This window comes from Spongiimicrobium sp. 3-5 (genome assembly GCF_046557915.1).
Taxonomy (GTDB): domain Bacteria; phylum Bacteroidota; class Bacteroidia; order Flavobacteriales; family Flavobacteriaceae; genus JBHEBG01.
On the sequence record NZ_JBHEBG010000004.1, the window covers coordinates 233,575 to 248,302 of the forward strand.

At 40.0% G+C, this 14,728-nt stretch carries 17 protein-coding genes and 1 other RNA gene; 7 read left to right on the forward strand and 11 right to left on the reverse strand.

The window, feature by feature from the left end; genetic code table 11:
- Positions 1 to 10 precede the first annotated feature (10 nt).
- Positions 11 to 320: RNase P RNA component class A (rnpB, locus tag ACEQ81_RS15375), an RNA gene on the forward strand.
- A gap of 18 nt (positions 321 to 338) precedes the next feature.
- Here the strand turns inward: rnpB and ACEQ81_RS15380 are convergent.
- Genes ACEQ81_RS15380 through ACEQ81_RS15390 form a run of 3 tightly spaced genes read right to left on the reverse strand, consistent with a single transcriptional unit; the run spans position 339 to position 2,340 of the window.
- Positions 339 to 878 carry an RsmD family RNA methyltransferase gene (locus tag ACEQ81_RS15380; RefSeq protein ID WP_411031800.1) on the reverse strand — a complete coding sequence of 180 codons (540 nt, stop codon included), beginning with the start codon at positions 876 to 878 and terminating at the stop codon, positions 339 to 341.
- Entirely contained in the window at positions 879 to 1,712 is an 834-nt protein-coding gene (locus ACEQ81_RS15385; RefSeq protein ID WP_411031801.1) for a DUF3822 family protein, read from the reverse strand.
- Entirely contained in the window at positions 1,690 to 2,340 is a 651-nt protein-coding gene (locus tag ACEQ81_RS15390; RefSeq protein ID WP_411031802.1) for a hypothetical protein, read from the reverse strand. The genes ACEQ81_RS15385 and ACEQ81_RS15390 overlap by 23 nt, the downstream gene beginning before the upstream one ends.
- A gap of 101 nt (positions 2,341 to 2,441) precedes the next feature.
- Here ACEQ81_RS15390 and ACEQ81_RS15395 point away from each other — a divergent pair, with 101 nt between their 5' ends.
- The 6 genes from ACEQ81_RS15395 (at position 2,442) to ACEQ81_RS15420 (ending at position 7,686) form a co-directional block, all read left to right on the forward strand.
- On the forward strand, positions 2,442 to 3,872 hold the full coding sequence (locus tag ACEQ81_RS15395) for an ATP-dependent RecD-like DNA helicase (protein WP_411031803.1): 1,431 nt from the start codon (positions 2,442 to 2,444) through the stop codon (positions 3,870 to 3,872).
- Positions 3,873 to 3,904: 32 nt separating this feature from the next.
- Entirely contained in the window at positions 3,905 to 4,471 is a 567-nt protein-coding gene (locus tag ACEQ81_RS15400) for a DUF4126 domain-containing protein (RefSeq protein WP_411031804.1), read from the forward strand.
- Between the two features lie 7 nt (positions 4,472 to 4,478).
- On the forward strand, positions 4,479 to 5,207 hold the full coding sequence (gene kdsB / locus ACEQ81_RS15405) for a 3-deoxy-manno-octulosonate cytidylyltransferase (RefSeq protein WP_411031805.1): 729 nt from the start codon (positions 4,479 to 4,481) through the stop codon (positions 5,205 to 5,207).
- On the forward strand, positions 5,198 to 5,902 hold the full coding sequence (locus ACEQ81_RS15410; protein ID WP_411031806.1) for an HAD family hydrolase: 705 nt from the start codon (positions 5,198 to 5,200) through the stop codon (positions 5,900 to 5,902). The genes kdsB and ACEQ81_RS15410 overlap by 10 nt, the downstream gene beginning before the upstream one ends.
- A gap of 3 nt (positions 5,903 to 5,905) precedes the next feature.
- Positions 5,906 to 7,033, forward strand: coding sequence for an iron-containing alcohol dehydrogenase family protein (locus ACEQ81_RS15415; RefSeq protein WP_411031807.1), 1,128 nt, complete (start codon positions 5,906 to 5,908; stop codon positions 7,031 to 7,033).
- A 113-nt stretch (positions 7,034 to 7,146) separates the two neighbouring features.
- Complete coding sequence (locus tag ACEQ81_RS15420; protein WP_411031808.1) at positions 7,147 to 7,686, forward strand: 1-acyl-sn-glycerol-3-phosphate acyltransferase; 540 nt, start codon at positions 7,147 to 7,149, stop codon at positions 7,684 to 7,686.
- On the opposite strand, the gene ACEQ81_RS15425 is transcribed toward ACEQ81_RS15420, so the two are convergent.
- From ACEQ81_RS15425 to ACEQ81_RS15460, 8 genes are all read right to left on the reverse strand, one after another.
- Entirely contained in the window at positions 7,683 to 8,180 is a 498-nt protein-coding gene (locus tag ACEQ81_RS15425; protein ID WP_411031809.1) for a hypothetical protein, read from the reverse strand. The two genes, ACEQ81_RS15420 and ACEQ81_RS15425, sit on opposite strands and share 4 nt — an antisense overlap.
- Positions 8,181 to 8,421: 241 nt before the next feature.
- The gene (locus tag ACEQ81_RS15430) at positions 8,422 to 9,132 is read right to left on the reverse strand and encodes a YebC/PmpR family DNA-binding transcriptional regulator (protein ID WP_411031810.1); all 711 of its coding nucleotides are present in this window, start codon (positions 9,130 to 9,132) and stop codon (positions 8,422 to 8,424) included.
- Positions 9,133 to 9,217: 85 nt separating this feature from the next.
- Positions 9,218 to 9,499, reverse strand: coding sequence for a 4a-hydroxytetrahydrobiopterin dehydratase (locus ACEQ81_RS15435; RefSeq protein WP_411031811.1), 282 nt, complete (start codon positions 9,497 to 9,499; stop codon positions 9,218 to 9,220).
- Positions 9,500 to 9,588: 89 nt separating this feature from the next.
- Complete coding sequence (locus ACEQ81_RS15440; protein WP_411031812.1) at positions 9,589 to 10,410, reverse strand: sugar nucleotide-binding protein; 822 nt, start codon at positions 10,408 to 10,410, stop codon at positions 9,589 to 9,591.
- Positions 10,411 to 10,413: 3 nt separating this feature from the next.
- Positions 10,414 to 11,328 carry a glutaminase gene (locus ACEQ81_RS15445; RefSeq protein WP_411031813.1) on the reverse strand — a complete coding sequence of 305 codons (915 nt, stop codon included), beginning with the start codon at positions 11,326 to 11,328 and terminating at the stop codon, positions 10,414 to 10,416.
- Positions 11,325 to 12,413 (reverse strand): glycine cleavage system aminomethyltransferase GcvT, encoded by a 1,089-nt coding sequence (gene gcvT / locus ACEQ81_RS15450; protein ID WP_411031814.1) that lies wholly within the window; start codon positions 12,411 to 12,413, stop codon positions 11,325 to 11,327. The genes ACEQ81_RS15445 and gcvT overlap by 4 nt, the downstream gene beginning before the upstream one ends.
- A gap of 95 nt (positions 12,414 to 12,508) precedes the next feature.
- Entirely contained in the window at positions 12,509 to 13,804 is a 1,296-nt protein-coding gene (thrC, locus tag ACEQ81_RS15455) for a threonine synthase (protein ID WP_411031815.1), read from the reverse strand.
- Positions 13,805 to 14,728, reverse strand: coding sequence for a homoserine kinase (locus tag ACEQ81_RS15460; RefSeq protein ID WP_411031816.1), 924 nt, complete (start codon positions 14,726 to 14,728; stop codon positions 13,805 to 13,807). It lies immediately after the preceding gene.

Consider the following 14,728-nt stretch of genomic DNA (forward strand, 5'->3'; position numbering starts at 1 on the left):
ACCTTTGTAAATAGCAGGTCACCTTATCGCCTCAAGGTTTTGGGGAGGAAAGTCCGGACACCAAAGTGCAGTATAGCGGGTAACACCCGTCATCCCGTTTTACGGGAGAGGACTAGTGCAACAGAAAGCAGGTACAGGTAATGCTGTAGTGAAATCAGGTAAACTCTATACGGTGCAACGCCATGTATATCAGCGTTTAAGGGTTGCACGCCCAAGTTGAAGGGTAGGCGGTTAGAGCATTTGGGCAACCAAATGTCTAGATAAATGATAAGGACCCGTCATTGACGGTCACAGAATCCGGCTTATGGCCTGCTTTTTTACACCGGTGATGGTAAGTGTTACTCGCGTTCAAAAAAACTAAAAATACTCCCGCCATACTTTCGCTGATTTGTAAAGTGTGCTAAATGCGATAAGTCCGTTTGTTTGGAATGCTCAATGATTAGCACGCCCCCCTCTAGGAGTAATTTATTGTTGAATACGGTTTCGGGAATCTTGGAAAAATCCGTAAGGGACATGCTGTATGGAGGGTCTGCAAAAATAATAGTTGCCTTATACGTTGTTTTTTCTAGATATTTTAAAGCGTCGCTTTTAACTGTTGTGATGCCGAAACCGAACTCTTGGGCCGTTTTATCGATGAACTTTACACAACCATGGTCCGCATCTACACAAACGATTTGGTCCGTTCCGCGCGATGCAAACTCATAACTAATATTACCCGTACCCGCAAAAAGATCCAAAACACAAATTTCATCAAAATAGTATGTATTGTTGAGAATGTTAAAAAGTGCTTCCTTGGCCATGTCAGTAGTTGGGCGCACAGGTAACCTTTTCGGCGCACTTATTCGTCTGCCCTTATATTTGCCAGATATGATACGCACTTAGAGCGAATTTAAAATGGTGAAATCTATGGAGTCCTTAGCTACATCTTCCAAATGATCATGACCACTAGAGGTAACAAAAATTGAAATATGTTGAATGTACTGGAAACATATCGAATAAATTTCATCGTCTTCTTCAACGGCCCCAAAAAGTCTAAGTTTTGTTGTTTCGGTGTCCAATTTTAACTGCTCCAAGCTAAATAGCAGGTAATAGATAAAATCTTCTTTGGAAGTGTACTGGAAACTATTGTAAAAAAGAAGCTTTTTATGGGACAACACCGTAATTTCCATTTGCTTTGGGGAAACATGCACATAACATACGGGTTCATTGCCGTTGGTGTGGGTGTTCAATAAGGTCTGTATGAGTATGGTAGCATTGTGCATAAACTCAAACTCGCCAAAAAGGTCATAGATATAGTTGTTGATGTTAACGAAAGGTACGTAAACGTTTACCATATCATAGCTTTCGATCTCATCAAATTCTAAATGGTCGTTCGCCAATATCTTGGTATTGAATTTCAGATAATTTGCCAGTTCTTTTTCATCAAAGAGGGCTTTGGGTACTAGGCCGAATAAATTGTTCTTATGGATCACCGTAACTTCGGAAAAGGAAAAATCAGTGATTTGGTGGGCCGCAAAAAGTTCTTTTGTTTTTTTCTGAAGATCAAATGGCGATAGCTCGTTTCCGAAGTCGAGATTTTCGGAGACCACAATTTTGTTCCCGATAGTATCGAGCACACAAAAAGAAAGTCCATTCAAGCTAACTTGAATGGACAATTTATGATATTCTTTTGAAGAATTTTCTAAGGTGCTAATTGTCCTCTTTTTTGTCATAGATCGGAGGCCAGTTACCGTTGGTACTTACGTCTGTCATTGATCCAACCTTAATTTCCGTTCCGTTTACCTCTTCCACACTCATATGGGAGTTTTCTATCAATAACAAATCTTTCGGTTGATCGGACAATACAACGTTCTTTTTAACCTTGGCCTCAAAAACCGCTGCTCTGTATCCACTTCTATCAATGAAACCAGATTCCAAATCAAACTTTTCGCCGTTTGGCGCACCTGGTACATTCATCATTGTCTTATATCTATCGTCATTGCCAAAAAGGGTGTCCTTTACAGAAACAAAACCAAGTGTATCTATAATTTTAACTTCCTTTAGCAAGTCAATTCCATAGGTTTTATCGAACTCCATATAGGAGGAATCCCTTTGCTGCGTAATGGTAATTTTACCAGTATCAACAAAACTCACCAATGTCTTAAAATCGTTTGCGTATTTGCCGTTAACAAATTTATAGGACTCCTGGGATTTTTGGATATCCTTAAGTTTGGATATAACTTTGGCAAACCTTTCTTGTTTTACCTTTTTAAATTCAATAGGAGCATTCACGGATTTATAGATTAAAAATCCTAAACCGATACATACTACCCAAAGTACAACTTGAATTATGGTCTTCATTTTATTAGTGTTAATTAAATTTAGCGGTTATCACAAATCTACAATTTTTTTTTAATCGTAAAAGGTTTTGGCCTAAAAATCCTGATTATCTTTGGTAACCTATGAATATGCTCACATCCGCTTCTTTCTACAAAATTTTGAGGGATAAGTTTCCACACGAACCCACCGTTAAACAAGAGTTTGCCCTACAAAAGCTTACCGACTTCCTTTTATCCAAGGAAAAAGATAACATTTTTTTGTTAAAAGGATTTGCAGGTACAGGGAAAACCACCATAATAGGTACTATTGTGACCAATCTTTGGAATACCAAAATGAAAGCGGTATTAATGGCTCCCACGGGTAGGGCCGCCAAAGTAATGTCTAATTACGCAAATACCCAAGCTTTTACCATCCATAGAAAAATCTATTTTCCAAAGAAGGAAAGTGGTGGCGGGGTACGTTTTGTACTGGCCCCCAACAAGCATAGGGATACCGTTTTTATAGTGGACGAAGCTTCTATGATACCTGATGCGCCGGCCGACTCAAAATTGTTCGATAATGGCTCTTTGTTGGATGATTTATTGATGTTTGTCTACTCCGGACATAATTGTAAATTGATATTGATTGGCGACACGGCACAATTACCCCCCGTTCATTTAAGCCTCAGTCCAGCCTTGGATGAGGACAAATTGACCTTAAATTATAATAAGGACGTTATTTTGCTAGAGCTTGACGAAGTGGTGCGCCAAGCAGAGAATTCTGGAATACTGGTGAATGCTACAAACCTACGCGAACAACAACGTTATGCTGCAGATACATTTAGTTTTAATGTGGCACCTTATAAAGATATTGTCCGTCTTATTGATGGGCACGATATCCAAGAAGCCATTGACAATGCCTATAGTCAGTATGGAAAGGAAGAAACAGCCATAATTGTACGTTCCAATAAACGAGCAAACCTTTATAACGAAAACATAAGGAACCGTATTCTATATTTGGAAAACGAACTGGCCACGGGTGATTACATGATGGTGGTAAAGAATAACTACTTTTGGTTAAAACCAACTACGGAAGCCGGGTTTATAGCCAATGGTGACATCATTGAAATATTGGAGATTTTTGCCATAAAGGAACTCTACGGATTTAAGTTTGCGGAAGTAAAAGTAAAAATGGTCGATTACCCCAATCAAAAACCATTTGAGACCGTACTTTTGCTAGACACCATTAAGGCGGAGACCCCTTCTTTATCCTATGATGATGGCAACCGATTGTATCAAGAAGTGTTGAAGGATTATGCCATGGAAAAATCTAAATACAAGAAGTTCCTGGCCGTTAAAAACAATAAGTATTTTAATGCGCTTCAAGTAAAATTTTCATATGCCATTACCTGCCATAAATCTCAGGGAGGGCAATGGAATACAGTCTTTGTAGAACAGCCGTACTTACCTAACGGTATAGATTTGGAGTACCTGCGATGGTTGTATACTGCGGTTACCAGAGCTAAAAATCAGCTGTATTTAATTGGCTTTAAAGACGATTTTTTTGTTGATTAGGAATACGCTATTTTAGTGCCAAAGATTTACGCATGACTTCCGAAACTATTATTAGCATTTTTTTGGGAATTGGACTCGCTGCCTCGGTGGGCTTTAGGGTGTTTTTACCCTTGTTTGCCTTAAGTTTGGCCGCTTACTTCAATGTTTGGGAACTCAATGAAAGTTGGCAGTGGATAGGAAGTTTGGCGGCCCTTATTACGCTGGGTATCGCCACCTTGGTAGAAATATTCGCCTATTTTATTCCTTGGGTAGATAATTTATTGGATAGTATCGCCATTCCTTTAGCTGCAATAGCTGGGACCGCGGTTATGGTCTCCACTATCGCCAATATGGATCCGGTAGTAACCTGGTCTTTGGCCATTATAGCCGGAGGAGGAACGGCAACGGCAATAAAGGGAGCGGGTGCCACAAGTAGATTGGCTTCTACCGCAACCACCGGAGGTTTGGCAAATCCATTGGTGTCAACCATGGAAACAGGCACCGCGGTAGTGGTATCCACAGCTTCTATCTTTGCCCCAATGCTCGCTGCACTATTAGTAATCATTATTCTGGTTATGATATTCTTGATTTATAGAAAATTGAGACCTAAGAAAAACTAAAAACAAAATGAAGATTATCTCTGTGATACCTGCTCGCTATGCAGCTTCCAGGTTTCCTGCCAAATTAATGCAAGACTTGGAAGGAAAACCCGTGATATTGCGTACCTACGAAGCAGTGGTACGCACGGGTCTCTTCCAAGAAGTATTTGTGGCCACCGATAGCGAGGTAATTTTTGATACGGTGGTAAGTGCTGGTGGTAAGGCTATTATGAGTTTAAAAGAGCACGATTGCGGAAGCGATAGAATTGCAGAAGCCGTGTCGTCCATGGACGTGGATATTATCGTAAATGTACAAGGAGACGAGCCTTTTACCGATAGGGAAAGTTTGGCCGGTGTGTTGGCCGTATTCCAAGATGATATAGACAAGGAAATAGATTTGGCATCACTAATGACCCAGATTACGGATCCAGAAGAAATAGACAATCCAAATACGGTAAAGGTTATAGTGGACAATAGAAATTTTGCGTTGTACTTTTCGCGCTCTCGAATTCCATATCCTAGATCGAAAGACGAAAACATAACATATTTTAAGCATAAAGGAATCTACGCGTTTAGGAAAAGCGCTTTAATGGATTTTCAACGTTTACCCATGCTTTCCTTGGAAGCTACCGAAAAAATTGAGGCTATTCGCTATTTGGAATATGGAAAGAAAATAAAAATGGTGGAAACACACGTAACTGGTATAGAAATTGATACACCAGAAGACTTAGAAAGGGCTAAAAAAGCATGGAAATAGATTACAGCAATATAAAGGTCATTGGATTTGATGCCGATGACACCTTATGGGTTAATGAAACCTACTTTAGGGAAGCGGAAGAAAAGTTCGCCGATCTTTTGGAAAATTATGAAACCAAAAACAAGATCGATCAAGAACTTTTTAAAATGGAGATGAAAAATCTTGAACTCTATGGATATGGAATTAAAGGGTTTATGCTTTCCATGGTAGAGTCCGCAATGGATATTTCAAATAATAAGGTTTCAAAAGCAACGATTTGGGAAATTTTGAATCTAGGTAAAAAGATGATTTCCCATCCGGTAGAACTTTTAGATGGAGTAGAGGAGGTATTACAAAAACTATCGGGGAAGTATAGACTTATTGTCCTAACCAAGGGAGATTTATTGGATCAGGAGCGGAAACTGGAACGATCGGGCCTATCCAAGTATTTTCATCATGTGGAAGTATTAAGCGACAAAAAAGAGGAAAACTATAAAAACCTGTTGGATCATTTGGAGATTAAGGTAGAGGAATTCTTAATGATAGGAAACTCTCTTAAATCCGATGTTTTACCAATTGTTAATATCGGCGCAAAAGCGGTGCACATTCCGTTTCATACAACGTGGAAACACGAGGAAGTACCCGTTGCCGAACAGACCAATAACCACCTGACCCTAAGTGCGATATTGGATATATTAAAGTATTTGAACAATTAGCCTATGGAGTCTAAACTTTATCAAAATACAAAAAAGACCCCCCCAAGATCTTCCAAAAAATTCATGAACTTTCCTATGGTTCCCAGGGTTGTTTTTGGTAAAGGAAGCTTTAACCAGTTAGGAGATATCTTAATGCCAAAACGGGTACATTCCGAAGCACCCTTTATTTTTTTGGTTGATGATGTTTTTGAGAATAGCGGGTTAGAACGTAAAATACCACTGATTTTTAACGATCAGATTATTTTTGTCTCCGCAGAGGAAGAACCCAAAACCTATCAGGTAGATGCCTTGGTGAACAAAATTAAGAAAGACTTTTCCGAACCGCCTTCCGGTATTGTTGGAATAGGGGGAGGTACCTTGTTGGATTTGGCCAAAGCTGTATCCATCTTGCTTACCAATAGTGGTTGTGCAGCAGATTACCAGGGGTGGGACCTGGTGGGAAAACCGTCTATTTACCACGTTGGTATTCCTACAATTAGTGGCACAGGTGCAGAAGTATCCCGTACTACGGTACTTTTGGGACCCGAAAGAAAGTTGGGTATCAATTCTGACTATACAACCTTTGATCAGGTAGTGTTAGATCCGGAGCTGTTGAACAATGTACCCAAAGACCAATGGTTTTATACCGGTATGGATTGCTTTATTCATTGCATAGAATCCTTAAACGGTACATATTTAAACGCTTTTAGCCAAAGTTATGGCGAAAAGGCACTAGAGCTGTGCAAGGAAGTGTATTTGGGAGACCTTTCCGAGTCTGAATCCAGAGAAAAATTAATGATGGCTTCATGGCATGGTGGGATGAGCATAGCCTATTCCCAAGTTGGTGTGGCCCATGCAATGAGTTACGGACTAGGTTTTGTTTTGGGGGTTAAACACGGAATGGGGAATTGCTTGGTGTTTCAACACTTAAGCGAGTTTTATCCGGAAGGAGTATGTCTTTTCAACAGAATGAAAGAAAAACACGGTATTGAGTTCCCTACAGGGGTATGCGCCGGACTGACCGATGCTGAACTAGACACCATGATATCTATTGCCCTAAGCTTAGAACCGCTTTGGGAGAACGCTTTGGGAAAAAATTGGAAAAACATTATTACACCTGGCAAATTAAAAGCCATCTATAAGAAAATTTAAATCCATTGTTCGCAATGAATCCTTAATACAGCAATACTCTTTTTTGATTCGCATTTGGCATTATTGCCCTGAAAAAGTTTCAACAAAGGCATGGGACAATAATAAATAGCTATATGCAATTTCTGGCCAAGTTTATATATTTTAAGATATTAGGATGGAAACTCTTGGGCACTTTCCCTGATTTGGACAAGTGCATTGTAATTGTTGTGCCACATACCAGTTGGGTAGATTTTTTCCTAGGTCTTGTAGTTCGTAAGATAATTAATATTGAAATTAATTATATAGCAAAAAAGAGCCTGTTTAAACCTCCGGCAGGTTGGTTTTTAAGGGCAACCGGTGGTGCTCCAATAGACAGAAGTGAAAGACATGACAGTGTACAACTGATCTCCGGGATCTTTAAGGATAGAAAAGTGTTTAGATTGGCACTGTCACCCGAAGGGACTCGAAAAAAGGTCAACAAATGGAAGACCGGGTTCTATTACATTGCCAAAGCTGCGGATGTACCCATTGTTATGGTAGCTTTTGATTATGGCAAAAAACAGGTGAAGGTCTCACAGGCCCATTACCCTACGGAAGATAGGGCAGCTGATTTTGAGCTTTACACTTCTTTTTTTAAAGGTGTGGTAGGCAAGGTGCCAGAATACAGTTTCTAAGTCTTTTTGAGAATTTTTTCGGGCTTTTCTTCCTCTTTTTTCTTAGTATTTCCGGGAAAGACAAGGTTGGTACTAGAGTAGGTAGTGCCAAAAGTAACCGCTGCCGCATAAACTTGGTGTATGGCATCCAATACCTGATGCTCTGTTAGCTCTTTCAATGGATGGGTAAACACGGACCAAATAATTTCATCACTTAGGGCGTATTTTACATCTAGAGCAGAATGAAAATTGGCTACCAAAGCATTCAAAAGCTCTTTTTCCTCTATTTTGTTGCGTTCAATTATGGGTGAAATAATACGCATCCTGTTTGCATTCTCATCATAGATGCAAATCAGCATTTTTTCTTCGTAAAGAAACTGTATGGAATTTCCATTGTTTTGAAGTGTATCCGCTACCTGGGTAATTAAGGCCTTCAATGTATCGGGGGTCATCTCTTGGGCGGTAAGTACATGTAGGTTAAAAGTGCAAAAAAGAATAAGCATGTATTTTTTCATAATCAGTGGCTTAGTTCATTATAAGGTATTGTTATTAAGACAGTAAACGTCCAAAAAATAGCGCCGTTGTAGCTTTTAATTTTCATTGGAAGCACAATATGGTTGCCCCATTTAATGTAACAACAACGCATGCAAATTTTATGAGCACCAAAATAATGGAAATATCATCTAACAAATTAAGTCGCAAGATTTTGGACCAGATTACAAGGGATAAGGAAAAAAATGGAGGATTTGGTTTTTTCTACTCTTTCATGGTATGATACACGTTCTGTACATCATCGTCTTCTTCTATTTTTTCGAGTAGTTTTTCTACTTCGGCCACTTGTTCATCATTAAGTTCTTTGGAAACCTGAGGGATACGCTCAAAACCCGAAGATAGTATTTCAATGTTACGCGATTCCAATTCTTTCTGGATGGCACCAAAACTTTCGAAGGGCGCATAGATCAGAATTCCATCATCATCTACAAAGACCTCTTCCGCCCCATAATCGATCATTTCCAACTCTAGTTCTTCCGCGTCTATTCCTTCCGCATCAATTCTAAAATTACAAGTATGATCAAACATAAATTCTACAGAACCAGAGGTGCCTAAACTACCGTTACATTTGTTAAAATAACTACGGATATTGGCTACCGTACGCGTATTGTTATCGGTGGCAGTCTCTATCAATATAGCAATACCATGGGGAGCATACCCTTCAAAAAGAACTTCCTTAAAGTCGCCCAAGTTTTTGTCCGAAGCCCTTTTTATTGCCCTTTCAATGTTGTCTTTGGGCATGTTTACAGACTTTGCGTTCTGAATAACCGCCCGGAGTTTAGAGTTGGAGTCAGGATCGGGGCCGCCTTCTTTAACTGCAATAACAATGTCCTTGCCTATGCGCGTAAATGCTTTTGACATTGCGGACCATCGCTTCATTTTACGTGCCTTCCTAAACTCAAAAGCTCTTCCCATTATCTCATCATATTTAATTGAACAGCCACAAATTTAACAAAATTTGAAAGGGTTGCAAATGTAAATCTCAGTGTTGTTTTCCACTTTACACTATCAATTTCTCAATGATTTCCGCAAGGGCAAAATCGTTGTTTGTAATTCCGTTTACATCGTGTGTATTAAGGCGAATGGTAAGGGAATTATATACGTTGTGCCAGTCCGGATGATGATTTTGCGCTTCGCACTCAAATGCAATACGGGTCATGACCGAAAAGGCTTCTTTAAAGTTTTCAAATTGAAAAGAAGCTTCCAAGGCACCATCCACCAGTTCCCATCCCTGCAGTTTTTGAAGTCGATTCTCTATTTCCTCAGTATTTAAACGTTCCATATCCCAAAGGTTCTATTTTTCCATAAAGTTACAGAAATACAATGGTCTGCGGCTTAAGAATCCAAGTTAAAACCTAAACAAGGTAAACGTTAGCTAAGAATATGATGGTCAATAATTTCCTGATAATTTATTCGCAGGTTTTTGGGTAATTTATTTGCTTTGGGCAGTACGGCAAGATAACGATCTTCGTTTGTGGTAAAAACCCGCTTAAAAATTGGATTATAAACACCGATACGCTTTATGATCTCTTGGATAAAATCTTCGTGATGCACCAAATCTTTACTCCCCAAATGAAAAATCCCGTGTTTGTTTTGGTTTATCAGGTAATGTATCTGTTGCGTTAACCGATGATCATTGGTAACGTTTATGATTAAGTTGGGGAAGACTTCCACGGGTTCGTTATTGGCCATGAATGTTTTTAATTCCTTTATTCTTGGCGAATTGTTCCCAAATACCATGGGCACCCTTAGGATACCCATTTTTTCTTTGGGCATTCTAAGCATCATATTTTCTATTTTAATCTTTAATCTACCATAAACACTCTCTGAGAGGGTCTTTTCGTATTCATAGGAAGGATATTTACTGTAGGCATCAAAAACATTGGCCGAGGATATAAAATACAGTTTACAATCGTTTTTGGACAAGTATTCGATCAGATGCTGATGTGCCTGTATCTGGGCCCCAAAATTACCCCGGAGCGAGGAAATGATGATGTGGGGTCTTAAATTTTCCAACACTTTAAAAATATCATCTTCCTCTAAATCGTACCGAAAGAACTGTTGATTGTCCCCAAAGGACTTTCTGGCAGAGTAATAGGTGCCATAAGTATCAAAATACGAACAAAGCTCTTTATATATGGCATTACCGATAAAACCGCTTGCGCCTAGTATTAGTATTTTCCTTTTATCCAAAAGCTAAAAAATTGATAGTCCCGTTTTTGTGGTCAATTGTTCCAGTGCTTTCATTCCAAGAAGCGAATTTCCTTTGGCATTGAGTCCGGGAGACCAGGTGGCCACGCAAAACTTGTTGGGCAAAAGCGCAACGATACCGCCACCTACACCACTCTTGCCCGGAAGCCCAACTTCAAAAGCAAATTCCCCGGCCTCATCGTAGAAACCGCAACTGAGCATCAGGGCATTTATTCTTTTTACATGATTAATATTTAAGTACTCATTGTTCATGAGGCATTTTCCCCTGTTCATAAACATGTAGAACACATTGGCCAATTGTTTACAAGACATACGTAAGGAGCATTGGTGAAAATAAAAATCGAGCACGGTTTCCACATCGTTCTCTATATTACCATAAGATTTTAGAAGGTTTGCTGCGGCATAGTTCCTAAAACCGGTATCCTTTTCGGATTTGGCCACCTTAGGATCATAATCAATGGTTTCGTCGTTGGTGATTTTTTGTATATAAGAGAGAAAGTCTTCTTTGGGTTTTTTAAGTTGACTTACCAAAACATCTGCAATTACGATTGCTCCTGCATTGATCAGTGGGTTACGTGGAATTCCGTTTTCCATTTCCAGTAAAGAAAGATGATTAAACGGATCTCCTGAGGGTTCTACACCCACTCTCTGCCATAATTTATCGCCCCTTATGGAAAAGGCAAGGGTTAGGGAAAGTACTTTAGAGATACTCTGAATGGAAAACGCCTCGTCTGCGTCACCAACCGAATAGGACATCCCGTTGGCATCAATTAGATGAATGCCAAATTTATCACCATTAACACAAGCAAGTTCGGGGATGTAAGTAGCTACCGTTCCCCTTGTTGTTATTGAGGAAAGATCCGCGTAAATTTCATCCAATGTCTCCTGAAAATTGATCATTGGGCTTTGTAAAATGGAAGTTTTACAACAGTGGCCGGAATCCTTTTTTTTCTGATTTGAATATGTATTTTACTTCCCACATCGGAGAAAACAACAGGTACATAACCCAATCCTATACCCTTGTTCATAGAGGGCGACATGGTACCACTGGTAACAATTCCTATAGCTTTGCCGTTATTGTCAACTATATCATATCCATTTCTAGGAATACCCCTGTCGTCCAATTCAAAAGCGATTAATTTTCGCTCGGCCCCACGCTCTTTTTCTTTGGAGAGCCCTTCACTATTTACAAATTCCTTGGAAAATTTTGTAATCCACCCCAAGCCAGCTTCAAAGGGCGATGTTTCATCTGTTATGTCATTGCCATAGAGGCAATAGCCCATTTCCAATCTAAGGGTATCCCTTGCTCCCAAACCTACAGGCTTAATGTTAAAGGCAGCTCCGGCTTCCATTACTTTATCCCAAATTTGTTTTACCTCGCTATTCTTGCAATAGATTTCAAAGCCACCAGAACCCGTATAGCCCGTTGCCGATATTATTACATGGGGTATACCAGCAAAATCGGATACTTCAAAAGTGTAAAATTTTATTGCAGATAAATCTACCGAAGTAAGCGATTGCATTGCCTCCACGGCTTTTGGTCCCTGAATGGCCAGAAGGGAGTAATCTTCGGAAATATTACGCATAGTAGCACCAATATCCTTATTGTATTTGGAGATATGGTCCCAATCTTTTTCTATATTGGATGCGTTTACTACCAATAGATATACTTCTTCCTTTATCCTATAAACGATCAAATCATCTACGATACCACCGGTCTCATTTGGCAAGCAACTGTATTGTGCTTTTCCAACGGTAAGTTTGCTGGCGTCGTTAGAGGTAACCTTCTGAATTAAATCCAAGGCGTTAGGTCCTTCTATTAAAAATTCTCCCATATGCGAAACATCAAAAACACCTACGCCATTGCGGACAATCTCGTGTTCTACGTTTACACCTTCATAGGAAACAGGCATATTATATCCTGCAAATGGAACCATTTTTGCCCCTAAGGCCTCATGGGTTTCGGTCAATGCTGTATTTTTCATACTGGTGAATTGAGGGGCAAATTTATCGAAATAATAATCGATAAAGAAGGCTGTATTTAGAAATCTTTTTATTATAAAATTTTAGGGAAATAGATTTAGTTTGCCAACAGATATGTCTTTAACTCCTCGTAATTTGAAATGGGGAGGGCCCGCTTTTCCAAGTCCAATAGCGCTGCAATTTTTTCTGGGATATCTATGTGTTGTTCGATGGTGTCCTCTACAACGTCCAAAAACTTTACCGGATGGGCGGTCTCTAAAAATATACCATAGGTTTCCGGATGTTCTTCCTGATATTTTTTAAGTCCCAGGTAACCCACAGCCCCATGGGGATCTGCAACATAACCAGTGCTATTGTAAATTTTAAGAATGGCTGCCCTGGTTTGCTCGTCATTGAAGGAATGGGAGACGAGGTTTTCCGAGAGCTGGTCAAAATTATCTTTATATAGATGTCGAATACGTATGAAATTGCTAGGGTCTCCTACATCCATGGCATTGGAAATAGTAGCTACCGATGGTTTAGGATGGTAGTTGCCATTTTTCATAAACTGCGGTACAATATCATTTACATTAGTGGCCGCTATAAAATGTTGTACTGGCATTCCAAGGCGTTGCGCAACCATACCGGCACAAATATTTCCAAAATTGCCACTGGGAACGGAAAAAACTATTTCTTTCCCTTTGGATTTTGCCTTTTGGTAAGCGAACAAAAAATAAAACAGCTGTGGCAGCCAACGCGACACATTTATGGAGTTGGCCGAGGTTAGCCGCATATGCTTAAGCAAATCTTGGTCTAAAAATGCAGTTTTAACCATGCGCTGACAATCATCAAAAGTACCATCTACTTCCAATGCCGTAATATTTTCACCCAATGTGGTCAGTTGCTTCTCTTGGATATCGCTTACCTTACCACTAGGATAAAGAATAACGACTTTTACGCCATTAACACCTAAAAACCCATTGGCCACGGCTCCTCCCGTATCACCCGAGGTCGCCACCAAAACGGTAACCTCCTTACCTTCACCTTCAAAAAAATACCCAAGACATTGCGCCATAAAGCGGGCACCTACATCCTTGAATGCCATGGTAGGACCATGGAAGAGCTCTAAAGTAGCCACATTTTCCTCGATTTCCACGACGGGAAAATCGAAGTCGAGTACCTGCGCGATAATCGTTTTAAGCACATCTTCGGGAATATCCTCGTGCACAAATTGGTGAATGGCCTCAAAAGCAATTTGATGCGGATGAAGATCATCGATAGCATTAAAAAAAGAATCTGGTAAAGGCGTTATGGCCTCCGGAAAATACAAACCCTGATCTGGGGCTATACCATTGATCACTGCCTCTTTAAAGGATACCTGAGGGGCTTGCTTATTTAGACTATAGAATTTCATTTATGCTAAGATCTTTATTCCTTCTACATTAATTTTGGATATGTGTATATCATGGGAGATTCCAATATTTTGGTATACGCTGTCCATGGAAATGGCTACTTTTTCGGCTGTCTCCTTTCCTTTACTAAGCGCGAAAATAGAGGGTCCGGAACCGGAAATTCCACAACCTAAGGCACCTGCGGCGTTGGCGTTGGCCTTTACTTCATCAAAACCGGGAATAAGGATAGATCTTATAGGTTCTACAATATGATCGATCAATGATCTACCAATAAGATCATAGTCGTTTGTATATAGTCCGGCTATGAGTCCGCCTACATTGCCCCACTGTTTAATACCATCTTCCAAAGATATTTTTGTCTTAAGTATTTTACGGGAGTCCGAGGTTTTAATTTCTATTTGTGGATGGATTACGGTTGCAAATAGGGCAGTGGGAGCATCTATTCGTATAATGTCTAACGGGCTATAACTACGTACCAAGGTAAAACCCCCAAAAAGGGCGGGGGCAACGTTATCAGCATGAGCAACTCCACTGGCCAAACGCTCCCCTTCCATGGCAAATTTTACCAAGTCTATGGTTGCAAACGGTTTGCCTAGCAATTGGTTCATGGCCCAAACGGCACCGGCACTGCTGGCAGCACTGCTACCAATACCACTACCGGCCTTTATTTTTTTGTAGATTTCGATTTCGAACCCACCCTTGTAATCTGCCTTTTCCAGTAAAGCCAATCCCGCAACGCCCGCAACATTCTGCAATGTTTGTTTAGGTAGATCTTGCCCTTCGAGTTTAGTGATTTTTATAGTGTTTTCCTTGCATTTCCTTACAACCATCTCATCACCTACAGCATCCAAGGCCAGCCCTAATACATCAAACCCACAAGAAATATTGGCAATAGTGGCCGGACAGAATACTCTTATTTCTTCCAT